Here is a 16945-nt window from a genome sequence, read left to right as displayed (position 1 = left end):
CCGGTCGACGTGCCGACGGGCAGGCCGCCGGTCGGGGCGTACATGGCCATGTTGAAGGTGCTGCCGCTGGGGGCCTGGGCGACGGGGATGACGGTCACGGCATTGCCGCCAGCGAGGACGGAGGTGGAGATGTAGTCGCCGAACATCCGGCCCTGGCTGGTGTTGGGCAGCCAGGCCAGCGTCATCGGACCGGCCAGCTGGACGGGCGCGGTCCAGGTGGTGCCGCCGTCGGTGGAGGAGACGTAGCCGGCGTCGAGCTGGCAGGTGGTGTCCGTGCAGTTGGCGTTCGGGTAGTAGTAGTACGTCAGGCCGATGCGCGCGGTGGTGCCCGAGCTGTTCGGGTCCACCCCGATGCCCGGCGTGAAGTGGTCGACCGCGCTGGTGGCGGCGTCGATCGGCACCCGCACCGGCGTGCTCCACGTGGTGCCGTTGGTGGAGGTCGACATGATGATGTCGTTGCTCGGGCAGCCGCTGCGGAAGCGGCAGTCGGACCAGACCGTGTAGACCTTGCCGGAGGCGTCGATCTCGGCCGACGGCAGCGGGCTCTCACGCAGGGTGTCGCGCGGGCTCGCCTGCTTGGCGATGTCCGAGGCGGCGGCATCGTCGTCCAGCCCGGCCACCGTGTGGTGGGAGACGGTGGCGATCTGCACGCTGGCGCCCCAGCTGGTGCCGCCGTTGGTGGAGACGAAGGAGCGCTCGGCGTTGGAGCTGGCCGAGGAGAACGGCACGACGACGGTGCCGTTCGGCTGCACCACCGGCTGGCCGCCGAGGCCGCTCGGGCTGTCGGACGGGCCCAGTTGGGCGCCCCACGTCTGCCCGCCGTCGGTCGAGGTGCGCATGTGCTCGATGTCGCCGGCGCCCGCGTCGTCGTACTCGGTGTAGCAGTGGCCGTAGTACGGGCTCGACGCGTGGTCGTCGCAGACCGTCCAGTTCTTGTCGTACGAGGCCCCAGTGGCTACCGCAACAGGGTTGCCCCAGGTGTGGCCGCCGTCGGTGGAGCGGCTCAGCTCCACGTCGACGTCGTTGCCGGAGGTGATGCCCAGCCAGGAGACCATCCAGACGCCGTCCTTGGCGTCGTAGGCCACCGAGGCGTCACTGACCTGGCCGTACGGGCCGCCGGTGTTGGCGGTGGTGGCGGGCATGAACCCGTGCGTCCAGCTCTGGCCGCCGTCGGTCGAGGTGGCCCAGCCGACGTTGGACGCGCCGCCGCCGGTGACGCGGCCGACCTGGAAGGCGGAGACGATGGTGCTGCCGTAGCTGAAGGTGTCCGGCTCGACCTCGGTGGCGTGCTGGGCCTGGGAGTCGGAGTACGGGTCGCTGCTCACCTGGGTGAGAGCCGGGGCGGTGGCCGGGGTCGGGCTGTGGCCGTGGGAGGCCGCCGGGGCGGAGGCCGCCAACGCGGGTGAGGCCAGCGCCATCGCCACGGCCAGAGCGCCGACGAGGGATAACGGTCCTTTTCGAGCCAGTCCGGACATGTCTCTCCTGACATGCAGAGCGGTACCGGGGAGCGTCGGCTGCGGCCGACGCGGGACAGCCGAATGCTGATGCCACCCCGGCCCGTGGGGAAAGGCCCATCACATGGCGGGAACATGCCATGACGTGTCATATCCACGCCACCCCCTGGGAGTGCCCTCGGATCGGAACTCCAGAAGGGCGCCCGACCCCGCGTCACCCGACCGGGTACCGCTCTGCGTTCACGCCTGGGCGCGGCTCAGGATCCAGACGCCGTAGGCGTCGTTCGCGGGGTGCAGTTCGTAGCTGCCCGCCCGGAGGTCGACGCGCAGGCCGACGGCTGCCACGTCCGCCTCGAACTCCGCCGGCGCGTAGCGGCGGGCATGCGGCGGCGGGTCCTGGAGGTGGAAACCGACCAGGATCCGGCCGTTCTCGGCGAGAACGTCGCGCATCGCCGCCAGCGCGGCCCGCTCCGTGCCCTCGGCCAGGTAGACGATCACGTTGCCCACACACACGACCAGGTCGAAGGGGCCGTCCTCGGGACCGAGGTCGAGGATGTCGCGTTCCTCGACGGGAAGTCCGGTGTAGGTCTCCCGGGCCTGCCGGACCAGCGCCTCGTCGGGCTCGATCGCGACCACGTCGTGCCCCCGCCGCAGGAGCGCCGCGGCCACCCGGCCCATGCCGGCGCCGGCGTCGAGCACCCGCGCCCCGCGGGGCAGGAGCGCGTCGGCGAGCCGGGCCTCTCCGTCGACGTCCTCACCGGCGGCGACGAGCCCCGCGAACCGCTCGGCGTAGTTCCCGCTCCACCCCGCCTCCTGCCAGCGGGTCGGCCGCGTCGTCCCCGGTATGCCGCCCACGCGCGGCGGTGTGACCTCGTCCATGTCACGCATCCTACGGTCGGGGCCGATGAGCCGATCGGCCCTGCGCACCGGCCCGCGCCGCGACAGCCACCCACCGGGCTGGTTATATGGACGAAGCCGTCAAAGTCCGTTCCCGAGGGCCCCCGAACAGCGACGGGTTCAGCCGGAGGTCTCCGGGGAGCACGGCGCAGCGAATGGAGCGCACGCCGATGACAGCTGACACTGCTGCGCGCCACCCCGTGCGACTGGGACTGATGGTCGGCGCCCTGGGCGTGGTGTTCGGCGACATCGGCACGAGCCCCATCTACACGATGGCGACGCTGTTCAACCCCAGCGACCCGCACCCGGTGCCGTTGAACACCTCCAACGTCTACGGCGTCGTCTCCCTGGTGTTCTGGTCGGTCATCATGGTCGTCTCCGTCACCTACGTCTCGCTCGCGATGCGCGCGGACAACGACGGCGAGGGCGGCATCATGGCCCTGATCACGCTGCTCCAGCAGAAGATCTCCCGCCGGGGCAAGCGCACCGCGGTGTGGCTGTCGGCGCTCGGCATCTTCGGAGCCGCCCTCTTCCTGGGGGACAGCATGATCACGCCGGCCATGTCGATGCTGTCCGCGGTCGAGGGCCTCAAGATCGTCGATCCGAGCCTGCACGACCTGGTCATCCCGATCACGACGGTCATCGCGATCATCCTGTTCCTGGCACAGAAGCGCGGCACCGAGGCCGTCGGCCGGCTGTTCGGGCCGATCATGATCATCTGGTTCGTCGCCATCGGCGCCCTCGGCGTCTCCGGCATCACGGACGAACCGGCCATCCTGCGCGCGCTGTCGCCCACGTACGCGCTCGGCTTCGTGTTCCACCACTTCGGCACCGCCTTCTTCTCGTTGGCGGCGGTCGTGCTCGCTTTCACCGGCGCCGAGGCGCTCTACGCGGACATGGGCCACTTCGGCCGCCGCTCGATCAGCCGGTCCTGGACCTTCCTGGTGCTGCCGGCGCTGACGCTGAGCTACTTCGGCCAGGCGGCCCTCATCCTCAAGAACCCGGCGGACGTCAGCGGCCCGTTCTTCCTGCTGGCGCCCGGCTGGGCCCGGGTCGGGCTCGTCGTGCTGGCCACGGTGGCGACCGTGATCGCCTCGCAGTCGGTCATCTCCGGCGCCTTCTCCGTCGCCTCCCAGGCCGCCCAGCTCGGCTACCTGCCGCGCCTGCGGATCGCCCACACCTCCGAGCGGACGATCGGGCAGATCTACGTGCCCTGGATCAACTGGCTGCTGATGATCTCGGTGCTCGGCCTGATCTTCGCCTTCCGCTCCTCGGCGCGGCTCACCTACGCCTACGGGATGGCCGTGACCGCGACGATCACCATTTCCACCGTGCTCTTCCTCTACGTCGCCCGGCAGCGGTGGAGGATCCCCCTGCCGTGGATCCTGGTCGGCGGCGTCGTCCTTCTCACGGGTGACCTGCTGTTCCTGGCAGCCAACCTGACCAAGATCACCCACGGTGCCTGGCTGCCGCTGCTGATCGGCCTGATCGCCTTCACGATCATGACCACCTGGCGTCGAGGCCGCGACATCGTCACGGAGAACCGCGAGCACCTGGAGGGTCCGCTGCGGAACTTCGTCGACGACCTCGGAGCCGACAAGCGGGTGCGGACCGTGCCGGGCACCGCGATCTTCCTCAACCGCTCGTCCACGACCGTGCCGCTGGCCCTGCGCGCCAACGTGGAGCACAACCACGTACGCCACGAGCACCTCGCGGTGGTGGCGATCCGGACCGAGCCGATCCCCCGGATCCGCCCGGAGGACCGCATCGTCGTGGACAGCCTCGGCGGCGGCACGGACGGGATCATCCAGGTCACCGCGAGGTTCGGCTACATCGAGACGCCGAACGTCCCGGCCGCCCTGGCCCTCCTGGACGCGGACCAGACCGAGGGCCGCATCGACCTCGACACCTGCACCTACTTCCTCTCCAAGATCGAGCTGACGCCCGGCCCGAAGCCGACGATGCCGAAGTGGCAGAAGCGCCTCTTCATCGCGACCTCGCACATCACGTCGGCCGCCGCGCCGTACTTCCAGCTCCCGCAGGACCGCACCGTGATCATGGGCTCGAACGTCGAGGTATAGGTCGAGGCATGGGCGCCGGCGGAGTGCGTCGACTGGGCCCGGAGGAACACCGCCCTGGGCGCGATCTGGGGCATGTCGGCGGTGGAGGCCCGGCTGCGCGACGAGGAGCCCGGAACTACGCTCGGTGGGGACGCCTCATCGGCCCTGCCGGCATCGTCGCAGTGGTCGTCCACCTGGTGCCGACGTCATCCCTGAGCAGAGCAGTGCGGGAGGTATTGCCATGGGCACACGGACATGCCGGCCGACTCCCCTTGCGGCGGTGGCGGCGGGCCTGCTGGCCGGGGCTGTCGGAACCCTGTGTCTGGATGCCGTGCATTACGTGAAGTACCGCCGCGCAGGCGGCACGGACAGTCCGCCGGCCTGGGAATTCGCGCCGGTCGAAACCTGGGAGAAGGCGCCGGATCCCGGGCAGGTGGCCAAACGCCTGGTGGAGGGCTTCACCCAGCGTGAACTCCCCGACAGTTCGGCCTGGCTCACGAGCACCGTCGCCCACTGGGCCTACGGATCACTGGCGGGCGCGGCCTACGGCGTTCTGGTCGGTTCACTGCGCACGCCGTGTCCGGCCTACGGCGTGCCGTTCGGCGTCGGACTGTTCGCCAACGACTACGTCTGCCTGCCGATCGCCGGGCTGTACAAGCCGATCTGGGAGTACGACGGCACGGTTCTGGCCTGGGATCTCGGCGCTCATCTCGCCTACGGCGCCGGCACGGGCATCGCCTTCCGGGTGCTGACGTCCTTGCGCGGCGTGGCCTGTTCCGCCGCGGACTAGAGCGGGCTGGAGCCGGCCGGAGCCGACCACCCCGGTGGGCTGGGAGGGCGGCGCTCGGCGGACCGGTCGATACTCGAAGTGGAGCCCCTGAGCGGGCAGTCGAGGTTCGAGGCGCGCTGACCTGGCGCGACCAGGAGGCGGGTGAACAGGAGGCGAAGCATGTCCGGTGAGTTCGAGGCAACCGTGGAGATCGACCGCCCGATCGAGGAGGTCTTCGCGTTCCTGGCCGACGGCCGAAATGATCCCAAGTTCAGTCCCCGGGTGCAGGAGATCGAAAAGACGACGGACGGTCCGACGTCCGTCGGCACGGTCTACCGCAGCACGGTCAAGGACGCCGGAATGAAGAGCCACCGGGAATTCAAGATCACCGCATTCGACCCGACCTCCAGAATCCGTTGGGCGGAGGTCACGAAGAACCTGGTGACGGGCGTCGAGGGGGGCTACGACTTCGTCGCGCTGCCTGGAGGGAAGACTCAACTGCGGGTCTTCAACGTCCTTGAGGGCCACGGCGTCGGAAAGCTCCTCGAGCACTTCGCCCTCGGCGCCGCCCGCAAGGACGCGGATGCCTTCGGGCAGCGCATCAAGCACGCTGTCGAAGCCTCGTAACCTGGACCGCTCCCCCGCCCCCGACCTGACGGCGGTGCGCCGCGCGGTCCATCGTCAGGTCGGGCCGCCAGGTGGGGCTGTTCGGTCTGCGCGGGTGTTGTGCGCAGCTCAGCGTTCGTGAGGCCACTTGCCCGGGGGGTCGACCCAGAACACCCGGGCGGGATCGTCGAGGTCCGTGCCCGGCCGTTCATGCTCGACGAAACGGTGCATATCACGTTGGGCCCGGCATGCCTGGGGCTCCGTGAGACTGTCGTCCAGGCGGCAGACGACGACGATGCGATGGCTGCTGTCGGGATCGGAGGCGCCGACGAAGACGGGGGTCTCCTGGTTCGGCGGTTGCAGGTCACTCATACGTCCAGCCTCGCCCCGGTCCACCGGCCCCGCATCCGGGCCGGTGGCGGTCGCGCGCAGGTCGCCCAGACCTTGCTCGCGCTACGGGACGGTGATGACGACCTTGCCCCGGATGTGCTTGCCGGCGAAGTCGGACACCGCCTGCGGGGCATCGGTGAACGGGTAGGTGGCGCCCACCTCCACCCGGAGCCGTCCGTCCGCCGCACGCGCGGCCAGATCCTCCAGGTCGCCGGGTTCGGCGGTGAAGGTGCCGATGTAGACGCCGGTGGCTCCCCGGCCGAAGTCCTGCGGCCCGAAGAGGGGCGAGACCAGCCGGCCCCCGTCGCGGAGCGCACGGGCCGTGGTGGAGAGCGCGTCACCACGGTTGACCAGGTCGACCACCACGTCCACCCCGCCCGGGACCTGGCGCAACGTCTGCTCCACGATGTCGCCCGCCTTGTAGTCGACGGTGCCCTGCGCGCCGAGCCCGCGCACGTAGTCGGCGTCGGCGGCGGTCGCGGTGGCGATCACCTTGGCGCCGAGCGAGGCGGCGAGTTGGACGGCGTACAGGCCGACGCCTCCCGTCGCGCCGACCACCAGCACGCTCTGACTCGCCGCGAGGCCGACCGCGCGGAGCAGGCAGACGGCCGTCATCCCGGACTCGGGGATGGCCGCGGCGAGGAGCGGGGAGAGGCCGCCCGGCCGCTTGGCGAGGTGCGGGCCCACCGCGACCACAGTGTATTCGGCGACCGAGCCGGCTGAACCGCTGAAGGCCAGCACCGGGTCGCCCGGCGTGTAGGCCGTCACCCCCTGACCCACTTCGGCGACCGTGCCGGCGGCATCCATCCCCACGACGAGGGGGTGCTCGACAGGGAATGCGTCCTTCATCGCACCCGTGATCAGCGCGAGGTCCAACGGGTTGAGCGCGGCGGCTTCCACCTTGAGCAGCACCTCACCGGGACCTGCCACGGGCTGCGGGACGTCGGTGACGGCGACCCCGTCGAGCGTCGTGTACTCGCGGGCTACGAGAGCTTTCATTCGGGAACTCCACTCGGGGCGTCGGAGCGTCAGCGCGGAACAGATCGCTTTCACTTCTACACCCCCTCACCCCTGAACCCAGGTGAGCGGCCTCGGCGGCGTGGCGGCCGACTGGGACGCGCCGGACCAGGGCAGAGCGCGTCGGAGCACCGTCGGGGAGGAGCACAGCACCGTTCCGGGATCACAGCCAGCCGCGGCGCATGGCCTGGGTGCCCGCCTGGAAGCGGTTGGTCGCGCCGAGCCGCTGGACGAGGTCGGCGATGCGGCGGCGGAACGTCCGCTGGCTCAGGCCCAGGTGGCGCGCGATGGCCTCGTCCTTCAGGCCGGCGTTGAGGAGTTGCAGCAGGGTCACGTCCTCCTCGGAGGCATCAGGCTCCGCCCGGGGGTGAGCTCCCGCCGAGCCGAAGACGGGTGTGGCCGTGGCCCAGTTGACCTCGAAGAGCTCCACCAGGGCGTCGCTGAGGCCGGACTGGCGCACGAAGGCGGCGACGGTCCGCTTGCCTTCGTCGGAGCGGGTCAGCGGGAGGACCGCCTCGCGTCCGTCCACCACGATCAGTTTGGTGGGCACCCGGGGAAGAACCCGGGCCTGCTCGCCCAGGCCGACCATCTCACGCAGTCGTTCCGCGTGTTGCGGCATGGCGAGCACCTCGTTCGCGTAGATCGCCCGAACCTTCACCCCGCGAGCGAGCATGACGGCCTCGGCCTGGGAGGACGTGCCCTCGGGCGAGACATAGGGAGGCGCGTCGAAGGCGACGATGTCGCGCTCGGCCCCGGACACCAACTCCTCCACCCGCCGGGCGATCTCCTTGGGTCCCTCGACCACCTCGACGAGCAACCTGGGGTCGGTTCGCAGGGTCCGCTCCTGGTAGTCGGCCGCGAAGGCCCCCACCAGGGCTGTGACGCGCTCCAGTTCGGCCTGGCGGGAACGGATCAGGCTGGTGAGCCCGGTGCGTGGATCCACCGGCTCGTAGCGGGCCGGGCGCCCGGGGCGGCAGACCGCCAGTCCGGCGGCGATCAGCCCGTCCAGTGCCTGGCGGGACCGGGCCTGCCCGAGGTCGAGCAGCCCGGCCAGCGAGCCGACCGTCAACGCGTCCCGGTTCACCAGCAGTTCATAGGCCCGTTCCTCGACGTCGTCGAGGCCGATCGGTTCCAGCACCTGCACGTCTCCTTCGTAGCGATTTGCCCGTGAAGATCCCGACCCCAACTGGCCGCCTGCGGCCAACGGCCGTGGTCGGCCACTGGGAACGCTCCCAAATTGTGCCGTCGACCTGGGAAGGTACCAACACCCCCCGACGTAGTGACAAGGAGCATCGACCCTCGATGAGACCCACAGTCAGAGCCGGGCGCAGCGGCGCCATCGCCGCCGTCCTGGCGGCGGCGACCGCGCTGCTGTCCGCCCCGGCGGTCCACGCCGCCCCCGCGAAGCCCGCCCCCATACGCTTGAACGCCAAGCAACTGGCCAAGCTCAGCGCGAAGTACACCGCCCGCACCGACGGCACTCCGGGCCTGGTCGCAGCGGCAGCGGCGGGCGTCACCTCGTCCACCGACCCGACGGCGTCGGCCTCGACGTCCACGACGGCCGCCAACACCCTCAACCAGTCGACGGCCTGGGAGAGCACCCGGGGCTCGGTCGACACGCTCGCCCTGAACGGCACCGGCGACTGGGTGGCGCTCTCCACGAGCGGCACCGTCACCCGGTACGACGCGAAGGGCGATCCGGTCTGGGAGCGCTCCAGCCAGTCGCTGTACTCCGACTGGCAGGTCAAGCCGACGCTCTGGTACCAGAGCCAGTCGTTCGTCCCGGTCATGAACGAGGGCTACAACCCCTACGAGCCCTCCTCGTCGGGCACGCACCCCTTCGCGCAGGGCGACTTCAACGGCGACGGCGTCGCGGACATCGCCGTGGCCTACTCCGTCGGCGCCGCACCCGCCCGTCCGTTCACCTCCCCCGGGTCGGACCTGAACTCCGGCACCTTCGCCAGCGTCCTGGACGGCCGCACCGGCCGGATGCTGTGGCACAAGCTGCTGCCCGGCTACGTCGGTTCGATGCTGGTGCAGAACGGCAAGCTGATCGTCGCCGACACCACCGGCCCGGACTGGGGCGACGACCCGGTCGCCGAACAGGGTGACAGCCGCAGCCAGTTGGTCGCCTACAGGTTCACCCCGGGCAAGGGCGGCGACCTCACCGCCGACACCGCCTGGACCTACGACACGAACGTGCCCTGGGCCGACTGGACGGACATCGAGCCGCTCACCGACGGCCGGATCACCGCCGGCTGGAGCGACACCCCGTTCGGCCTGGGCAACCCCCGCCCGGCCGCCGGCCACGTCCTGGTCGTCGACACCGCCGACGGCAAGGCCCTGGTGGACACCAAGACCCCGGGCTACCCGCGCATCCTCCACCAGGACCCGGGCTCCGACCGCGTGCTCGTCGCCGAGCAGAACGACCCCTACGACGCCGTGCGCTGGGACCTCACCGCGATCGACGCCCGCACCGGCGCCCGCGCGGTCCTGGCCGAGCGTGACAACACCCTCCCCGAGGCGTTCCTGGTCAACGACCAGGCCCACGGCAAGGACGCCCGCTACGCGGTGGCCGAACTCGGCATCAACGCCGACCTCTCGGACGGGCAGAGCACCGTCTCGGGCTGGGACGAGAAGGGCGACACCGTCTGGAGCTACCAGACCAGCAGCACGGTCGGGAACCCCAACGCGCCCGTCCTGTCGCTGAACTACGACCCGAGCGGCCACGGCCAGGTCTTCGCCGCCGTCGCCGACAACGTCGCGGACAGCGCCGCCGACCCCGAGGGCGTCTACAACACCCAACTGCTCGCCTTCGACGCGCGCAACGGCAACCTGACGTGGCGTCGCGACGGCGACGTCACCGGCGACCAGACCACCCTCTACCGGGGCGGTCTGCTCGCGGTCGGCCTCGACGCCGACGCCTGGACGGTCGACACCGCCAACGGCAAGGCCAGCGACCTGCCGCTGTTCGGCGAGAACTACTCGGCCACCGCCGTCGACGTCAACGGCGACGGCGTCAAGGACCTCGTCGTCGGTGGCCAGAGCCACGGCGTCTTCGCCCTCGACGGCCGCGACCTGAAGAGCGCCACCCCGCACGTCCTGTGGCACTCCGCGGTCAGCGCGGCCGTGCACCAGGTCCAGGTCGCCCAGGTCGCCGACGCCCACGGCCACACCGCCACCCGTGTCGTCGCCGCCACCTCCCACGGCTTCGCGGTGCTCGACCCGGGCACCGGCAAGGTGGACGCGGACGTCGACACCGGCGCGTTCCAGTACGGCCTGGCCGTGACCGACGGCGAGATCGTCGCCACCGGCGCGACGGACGTCGCCGCCTACTCGGCCGACGGCACCGTTCGTTGGACGTACCGCCCGGCCGGCGTCGGCGACAAGAAGGTCGCCTACTCGACCCCCGCCACCGACGGCAAGGGCCGCCTCTTCCTCGAGTACGGCGGCGCCCGGACCGCGTTCGGCGCCGGCGCCAGCGACCCGGCGCCGACCGCCGTCGCCCTGAACAGCGGTAGCGGCAAGCAGCTGTGGAGCGAGCAGCCGAGCAACGCCACCGTCGCCTCGGCCGCCTGGATCGAGCCGCAGGCCGGCGTCTACGCCAGGCCGGGCGTCCCCGGCACCGACGGCGACGGCGTCGCCTTCGCCTTCGGCGGCGACAAGCCCGCCACCGGCGCGCACCGGGTCCAGATCGTCGACGGCGCCTCCGGCAAGGTGGTGACCGAGCACGACTCCGTCGGCAGCGCCACCTTCCAGAGCTTCGCCGCCTCGCCCACGTACGGCCTGATCGAGATGCACGCCTTCGAGATGACCGCCTACCCGGCCGACGGCAGCGCGCCCTACGACATCCACACGCTCCCGAACAACCAGCAGGGCGTGTTCGCCACCACGAGCGGCGGCGACGAGACCTTCGTCGGCGCGGTCGGCGGCCTGGAGCAGTACGACCAGCCGTTCCCGAACGACGGGGACTACCTGGACAGCACCAGCGAGACGTTCTCCCTCTACGCCGGCACCGACGTCGCCACGAACCTGACCGGGGGCAAGGCCACCGACATCGTCGGCCTGCCGATGGACGACGCAGCCTACGACCTCAACCAGAACGTGGGCGGCTACGGCTCCAACGTGATCGCGCCGGACAACTACCCGCACGGGGTGACGGTCCAGCAGGTCACCGACGGCGCGCCTGCGGCGTCCTCCACGGCGAAGCAGGCGACCCCGACCCCGGCCACCCGGACCGCGGCGCAGGAGCACGACGCGGTCCTCGGCCTGTCGACCCCGGACGGCACCGCGCAGGACCACGCGGCCACCGCCTCGGCGTTCAAGGGCGCGACCCTGTCCACCGCGGGGATCATCGCTCCGCCCGTGGAGGTCAAGTCGACCACGACGGTCTCCCCCGACGACACCACCGAGGTGACCAAGGGCTACACCCCGCAGCAGCTCCAGGCCCGCCTCGGGCTGACCGGCGACGGCACCGGCCAGACGATCGCCATCGTCGACGCCTACGACTACCCGAACGCCGCCGCTGACCTGAACCACTTCGCCGCCCACTTCGACCTGCCGCAGACCTGTGGCAGCGTCCCGGCCGGCACCGACTGCTTCGACTTCCGGCAGGTCTACGCGGGCGGCAGCCAGCCGGCCGCCAACGCGAGCTGGGAGGAGGAAGAGGCGCTCGACATCGAGTGGGCGCACTCCATCGCCCCGCACGCCAAGATCGTGCTGGTCGAGGCCGCCGACGCCTCCGCCGCGGGCCTCTACGCCGCCGTCGACAGGGCCGCCTCGCTGCACCCGGCCGTCGTCAGCAACAGCTGGGGCATGCCGGAGTTCTCCGAGGAGTCGTTCTACGACGACCACTGCAAGCTCGCCGACTCCGTCTGCACCCAGTCCACCGGCGACGACGGCTACCCGGCCGGGTACTCCAGCACCAACCCCTACGCCCTGGCCATCGGCGGCACCAGCCTCCAGCTGGACGCCAACGGCAACACCCTCGGTGAGACCGCCTGGCGCTCCACCGGCGGCGGCCTGAGCTACTTCGAGAAGCGCCCGGCCTACCAGGACGGCGTGCAGAACTCGAAGTACCGCGCCACCCCGGACGTCAGTTTCGTCGCCGACCCGAACACCGGCGTCGCCGTCTACACCACCGCGCTCGGGCGCGCCCTCTGGCTGGAGGTCGGCGGGACCAGCCTCTCCGCGCCGTCATGGGCCGCGATCGTCGCCGACGCCGACCAGCTGCGCGCGGCCGCCCACAAGGCTCCGCTCGCCGTCGCCGGTCCGGACGGGGACACCGCCCACACCGACGTGTACGCCCTGGGCTCCAAGCTCAACGACGTCACCTCGGGCTCCAACGGCGCCTGCGGCGCCGAGTGCACCGCAGGACCCGGCTACGACACCGTCACCGGCCTGGGCTCCCCCCTCGCCGGCGTCGACACCGCCCTGGCGCGGTTGAAGTGACCGCCGGTCAGGCCGCCGCACCCACGGCCTGACCGGACGCTGCGGACGGGACACCGAGGGGAGTCCCGTCCGCAGCACCCGACGGCTGTGCCCCCGCTCGCCCTGGTAGCGGGGGCACAGCCGTCTCCTCTCGGTCAATGCGGCATCGTCCTGGCTGGCTGGTCCGCGCGATCTCCGGCCTCCGCGACCGCAGCGGCTGGATCAGCATGCTGGACGCCCTCGAAGGCAGCGACCTCACCGAGGTCCTACCGCGCATCGCCGCTCCCACACTCGTGCTGTGCGGCCGGCGGGACCGCGCCGCCCTGCCGCACGCCGGGCACCTGCTGCCCGGCACAGCACCGCGTGCGTTCAATGCGGCCGACGACTACGAGCCGTTGACGGTGCGGGCCCGGGCAGCGGTGATCTCCAGCTCGGCCTCGGCCCGGCCGAGCCAGGACGAAGCGCCGTCGAACGACTTGCCCGGTTCGAGATCCTTGTAGATCTCGAAGAAGTGCTGGATCTCTCGAAGGTCGTAGTCGAGAACGTCATCGAGTTCCCGCAGGTGGCTCATGCGGGGGTCGGTTGCCGGGATGCACAGCACCTTGTCGTCCTCGCCCCGCTCGTCGTTCATGCGGAACATGCCGAGGGCGCGGCACCGGATCAGCACTCCTGGGAAGGTGGGATCGCCTCCGAGGACGAGTGCGTCCAGGGCTTCGCCGTCCAGTCCCAAAGTGCCTTCGATATAACCGTAGTCGGCTGGGTACCGGGTGGAGGTGAAGAGCATCCGGTCGAGCCGGATCCGTCCGAGACCGTGGTCCATCTCGTACTTGTTGCGGGACCCCTGGGGGATCTCCACGACGACAACCATGTCCATGTCCCGCTCCTGCCGACAGAATCGCCTCCCTGCGCGCTCGGATGCCTCCGGATCTGGTGGCGTGTCAGTCCACCGGCCCGAGGTGCCGTGCGCGCGCTGCTCCCTCGCCGCCGTCCGGGAGGGAGCGGGACGTACCGAGGTTCTGCCGGACCGAGTCGAGGATGGTCAGGCCCTGCCCGACCAGACCGGCGGCGATCTCCCCGAGCCCGTCCGCGCCGTTGAGCACGTTCACGTTGGCGCCGGCCAGACCGCCCGCCGCCTCCTTGACGATCAGCGGCAGCTGGTCGATCAGCATCCGGTCCAGCGCGACCCGGTCGTTGGACGCCGCCGCCTCCGCCTGGATCTTCATCCGCTCGGCCTCGGCCAACGCCAGCACCCGGATCCGCTCCGCCTCCGCCTCCGCGGGGCGCACCACCTCGGCCACCAGCTGCTGCTGCCGCAACTGGGCGGCACGCTGGGCCAGCTCGGTCTGCGCCGTCAGCACCTCCTGCTGGGCGTGCGCCGCGGCCAGCGGACCGGCCTGCGCGGCCTCCGCCTGGGCGATAACCGAACATGGTCATCTCCTCTGGCGACATCACCCCGCGGGATCCGATCGGGCCGCCAGGTGGCGATCCGCTCCTCCGGGCGACGCTCGCCTCGAGGTCCACGACGAAACCCCGACGCCACGTCGCCCCGGGCCGAAGGGGAGTCCACCCTGCGAGGGCATGCCGGTTCGGAGATCAGAGGTGTGTCCCTTCCATCGTGCACCCGAACGAGCACCGATGCTTTACCCTCCCCGTGTTCCCCCGTCCGGATCGGTCCTTTCCGGCCCGGGGCGGAGTAGGCTCGAAGGACCGAGGGTCTTTCGAACACCGGCTGCAGTGCCCCTGTCGTTCTCGGCGAACGCCGACACCGTGCCTGCGCGCAGGCCCGGAGACAGGACGCGCACCATGGCCGTGCCGCCGCTTCGACCGCCCTCCGTCGTCCTCCCCTCGCCCCGGTCGGATTCTCCCCCGCCGCGCCTTGCCCTGCGGCCCGCCGCTGCCGGCGGCGGGGTCTCCGTCGGCGCCCTGGACGGCGCCTGGTGGCCCCACTCCGACGACCTCCTGCGTGAACTGCCCTCCCTCGTCGCCGTGCTGGACCGAGAGTGGGGACGCATCACGAGGGTCGACGTCAACCCGACCCATTGGCAGCCCCTGCCGCGCGAGGTCCCGACCCAGGGGCACCTGGTCAAGGTCGGCTGGTTCACCGAGCAGGACCCGCACAAGCTCCTGCTCGTCTCCTACCGCACCGGCCGCTGGGACCTGCTCGTCATCCCACCGCACACCGGCGAGGCGTCCGCCGCCCGGTTGATGGCCGCCGCCTCCGACCCGGCCGGCGCGCCCCCCGCGAGCGCTCTGATCGCCGCCGAGGGGGGCCGCCTCGCCACCGACCCCTCGTCGTCCCGCGACGTCGGAGCGGAAGCCGCGTGGGAGTCCGACGGCGGCGCGGCCCTGCCTGCTCCGCTGGTCATGCCCATCGGCCGGGTCCACGTGTCCGAGGGACGGTGAGAACGATGGCAACGCTCTTCACCATCCTGGTCCTCGCCGCCATGATCAGCGCCTGCGTGCTGTTGATCAGGCTGGCCAACGCCAGGACGAAGCACCGTCCCTGATGACCGGTCGGCGACGGGTCCACGCCCGCCGCCGCAGCTGAGTGCCCACCGCTCGGACTGCGGCAGACCGCCACGACGCCAAGACGTCAGGCACCAACCACGAGGAGCGCCCCATGCCGACCCCGGCAGCCGTCATCACGACCAGGACGAGCGACACCTACCACTCCGGCGAGGACTGCAAGATCTTCCTGGCGGGCCAGGACGCCGCGCGCACCGACGAGGGCGGCGCTCCCGACGTGCTCCTGGTTCCGCTCGGCGAGGCCCTGGCCCACCGCCATCCCTGCCCGGGATGCCTGCGCTGAGAGCGAGCCCGCCATGGAACCGCAGGTTGACCCCTACCGGCCGGCTGTCGTCCGCTTCGCCGGCGATGTCGAGGTGAACGGGCGGACGTTCAGTGGCAACATGCGTCTGGCCGTCTGGATCCACGATGCGTGGATCCACGTCCGCGTCCCCGACTCGGAAGCCCCGCACTACTGCCTGCCTGTGCACGCGGTGGCGGGCGTGCACTGGCAGGACGACGGTTCCGGCAGGTGACGGGGTTCCGGCAGGTGACTGGTCAGCGCCACTCGATCAGGAACAGGGTGGCGTCGTCGCTGGTACGGCCGCCCCGCTTCTCCTTGAGGCTGTGCGAGAGCGCTCGCACGATCGGCCGGACGCCCTCGTCGACCCGCTCCACGTGGTTGACGACGTCGATGAGCTGCTCCTCCCCGAACTGCTCCCCGCCCGCTCCGCGTTCCTCCACCAGCCCGTCGGTGAAGCACAGCACCTGGTCGCCGTGCCGCAGCTCGCGCTCGCTGACCACCGGCACCTCACCGCCGAACCCCACCGGGAGCGTGGTCGCGCTCTCCAGCCGCTCGACGACGACCCGGTCCCGGATCAGCAGCGGCGCGGGGTGGCCCGCGTTCACCCACTCCAGGTGGCCGGTCCCGGTGTCCAGGCGCATCATCTGCGCCGTCACGAAGTGGTCGGGCCCGAACTGTGCGGCGACGGCACCGTCCATGGAGGCGTAGATGTCGGCCAGGCCGACGTCGGCGCGTCTGGCGTGCCGATAGGCGCCGATGGCGACCGTCGCCATGGTGGCGGCGTCCAGTCCATGGCCCATCGCATCGATCGTGGCGATATGGAGGATGTCGTCGTTGAGGGCGTAGTCGAAGCTGTCGCCGGCCACCGCGTAGGCGGGCTCGAGGATGCCGGCCACCGCGACGCGGGGGACGGACATGGAGAGCGGGGGCAGCAGTGACCACTGGATCTCCGCGGCGACGCTCATCGGCTCGAGGCGTCGGGTCTGACACAGCCGGTCGGTGTAGCCGCTCTTGGCGAGCAGGAGACACGCGGCCAGCGCCGCGAACCGGTGCAGCAGCCGTCTGGCGTCGTCGTCCACGGCATCCAGGGTGAGTGCCATCACCCCGAGTTGGTTGCCACTGTCCGACAGCGGCAGGTAGACCCGCACCCCGTCGCCCTGGGGGACCTCCGCCCGGGCACCGCGCAGGAAGGCGGCGCCGGCAGTCGTGCCGACGATCGGTTCGGGCGCTCCGGCAGTCAGCCCGTGGCCCGGCAGCGGAACCAGCGCCGTCTGCCCGTAGTCCGGCAACAGGATCGACAGCTTCCGGCCGCCGAACCCCTCGACCGTGCCGACGAGCAGCTGAACGAGCAACTGGGGCGGCAGCTCCTGGGCCAGGTCCAACAGCGACCCCAGCAGACGCTCACCGAGCCCAGCCGGACCGCCGGACTCCGCTCCGGCCGGCCGGCCACCGCTCATCGCTCATCGCTCACTCTCGGTCACCGTCCGCTTCATCCCCCGTCGCGCGGGCACCG

At 71.2% G+C, this 16945-nt stretch carries 14 protein-coding genes and 1 pseudogene; 7 read left to right on the top strand and 8 right to left on the bottom strand.

All coding sequences use genetic code 11. The features are described from left to right. Together TR50_RS06250 and TR50_RS06245 are read right to left on the bottom strand one after the other, a co-directional pair. Positions 1-1475: sialidase family protein (locus TR50_RS06250; RefSeq protein WP_160311086.1), on the bottom strand; the 1475-nt coding region annotated here is incomplete at its 3' end. A gap of 219 nt (positions 1476-1694) precedes the next feature. Continuing rightward, positions 1695-2333: a class I SAM-dependent methyltransferase gene (locus TR50_RS06245; protein WP_042415355.1), complete on the bottom strand. Its 639-nt coding sequence runs from the start codon at positions 2331-2333 to the stop codon at positions 1695-1697. Between the two features lie 188 nt (positions 2334-2521). Between TR50_RS06245 and TR50_RS06240 the strand changes: the two genes are divergently transcribed. The 3 genes from TR50_RS06240 (at position 2522) to TR50_RS06230 (ending at position 5807) form a co-directional block, all read left to right on the top strand. After that, complete coding sequence (locus TR50_RS06240) at positions 2522-4432, top strand: potassium transporter Kup (protein WP_052440779.1); 1911 nt, start codon at positions 2522-2524, stop codon at positions 4430-4432. A gap of 259 nt (positions 4433-4691) precedes the next feature. Then, positions 4692-5201, top strand: coding sequence for a hypothetical protein (locus TR50_RS06235; RefSeq protein WP_152648273.1), 510 nt, complete (start codon positions 4692-4694; stop codon positions 5199-5201). A 159-nt stretch (positions 5202-5360) separates the two neighbouring features. After that, positions 5361-5807 carry an SRPBCC family protein gene (locus TR50_RS06230; RefSeq protein ID WP_042415349.1) on the top strand — a complete coding sequence of 149 codons (447 nt, stop codon included), beginning with the start codon at positions 5361-5363 and terminating at the stop codon, positions 5805-5807. A gap of 108 nt (positions 5808-5915) precedes the next feature. Here TR50_RS06230 and TR50_RS06225 read toward each other — a convergent pair whose 3' ends face one another. From TR50_RS06225 to TR50_RS06215, 3 genes are all read right to left on the bottom strand, one after another. Then, entirely contained in the window at positions 5916-6158 is a 243-nt protein-coding gene (locus tag TR50_RS06225; RefSeq protein WP_042415346.1) for a hypothetical protein, read from the bottom strand. A gap of 81 nt (positions 6159-6239) precedes the next feature. Continuing rightward, positions 6240-7175: an NADP-dependent oxidoreductase gene (locus TR50_RS06220; protein ID WP_042415343.1), complete on the bottom strand. Its 936-nt coding sequence runs from the start codon at positions 7173-7175 to the stop codon at positions 6240-6242. A gap of 181 nt (positions 7176-7356) precedes the next feature. Beyond that, positions 7357-8331, bottom strand: coding sequence for a helix-turn-helix domain-containing protein (locus tag TR50_RS06215; protein ID WP_152648272.1), 975 nt, complete (start codon positions 8329-8331; stop codon positions 7357-7359). A gap of 164 nt (positions 8332-8495) precedes the next feature. Here TR50_RS06215 and TR50_RS42330 point away from each other — a divergent pair, with 164 nt between their 5' ends. Further along, complete coding sequence (locus TR50_RS42330) at positions 8496-12644, top strand: S53 family peptidase (protein ID WP_052440777.1); 4149 nt, start codon at positions 8496-8498, stop codon at positions 12642-12644. A 364-nt stretch (positions 12645-13008) separates the two neighbouring features. On the opposite strand, the gene TR50_RS06205 is transcribed toward TR50_RS42330, so the two are convergent. Both TR50_RS06205 and TR50_RS06200 read right to left on the bottom strand, forming a co-directional pair. Further along, a complete protein-coding gene (locus tag TR50_RS06205; RefSeq protein WP_042415340.1) occupies positions 13009-13497 on the bottom strand; it encodes an inorganic diphosphatase in 489 nt (162 codons plus the stop codon). A 64-nt stretch (positions 13498-13561) separates the two neighbouring features. Then, positions 13562-14038: pseudogene (locus TR50_RS06200) on the bottom strand (flotillin); the annotation flags it as partial. A gap of 388 nt (positions 14039-14426) precedes the next feature. Between TR50_RS06200 and TR50_RS06195 the strand changes: the two are divergent. From TR50_RS06195 to TR50_RS06185, 3 genes are all read left to right on the top strand, one after another. Continuing rightward, positions 14427-15026, top strand: a complete 600-nt coding sequence (locus tag TR50_RS06195) for a DUF5994 family protein (protein WP_042415337.1) — start codon at positions 14427-14429, stop codon at positions 15024-15026. Between the two features lie 217 nt (positions 15027-15243). Further along, complete coding sequence (locus TR50_RS06190; RefSeq protein WP_042415333.1) at positions 15244-15432, top strand: hypothetical protein; 189 nt, start codon at positions 15244-15246, stop codon at positions 15430-15432. A gap of 13 nt (positions 15433-15445) precedes the next feature. Next, a complete protein-coding gene (locus TR50_RS06185) occupies positions 15446-15664 on the top strand; it encodes a hypothetical protein (protein ID WP_042415330.1) in 219 nt (72 codons plus the stop codon). A gap of 22 nt (positions 15665-15686) precedes the next feature. On the opposite strand, the gene TR50_RS06180 is transcribed toward TR50_RS06185, so the two are convergent. Beyond that, complete coding sequence (locus tag TR50_RS06180; RefSeq protein ID WP_042415328.1) at positions 15687-16889, bottom strand: PP2C family protein-serine/threonine phosphatase; 1203 nt, start codon at positions 16887-16889, stop codon at positions 15687-15689. Positions 16890-16945 lie beyond the last annotated feature (56 nt).

The organism is Streptacidiphilus anmyonensis, assembly GCF_000787855.1.
GTDB lineage: Bacteria > Actinomycetota > Actinomycetes > Streptomycetales > Streptomycetaceae > Streptacidiphilus > Streptacidiphilus anmyonensis.
Note: the sequence above shows the minus strand (reverse complement) of the source record. Positions and strands in the feature narration are given on the sequence as shown.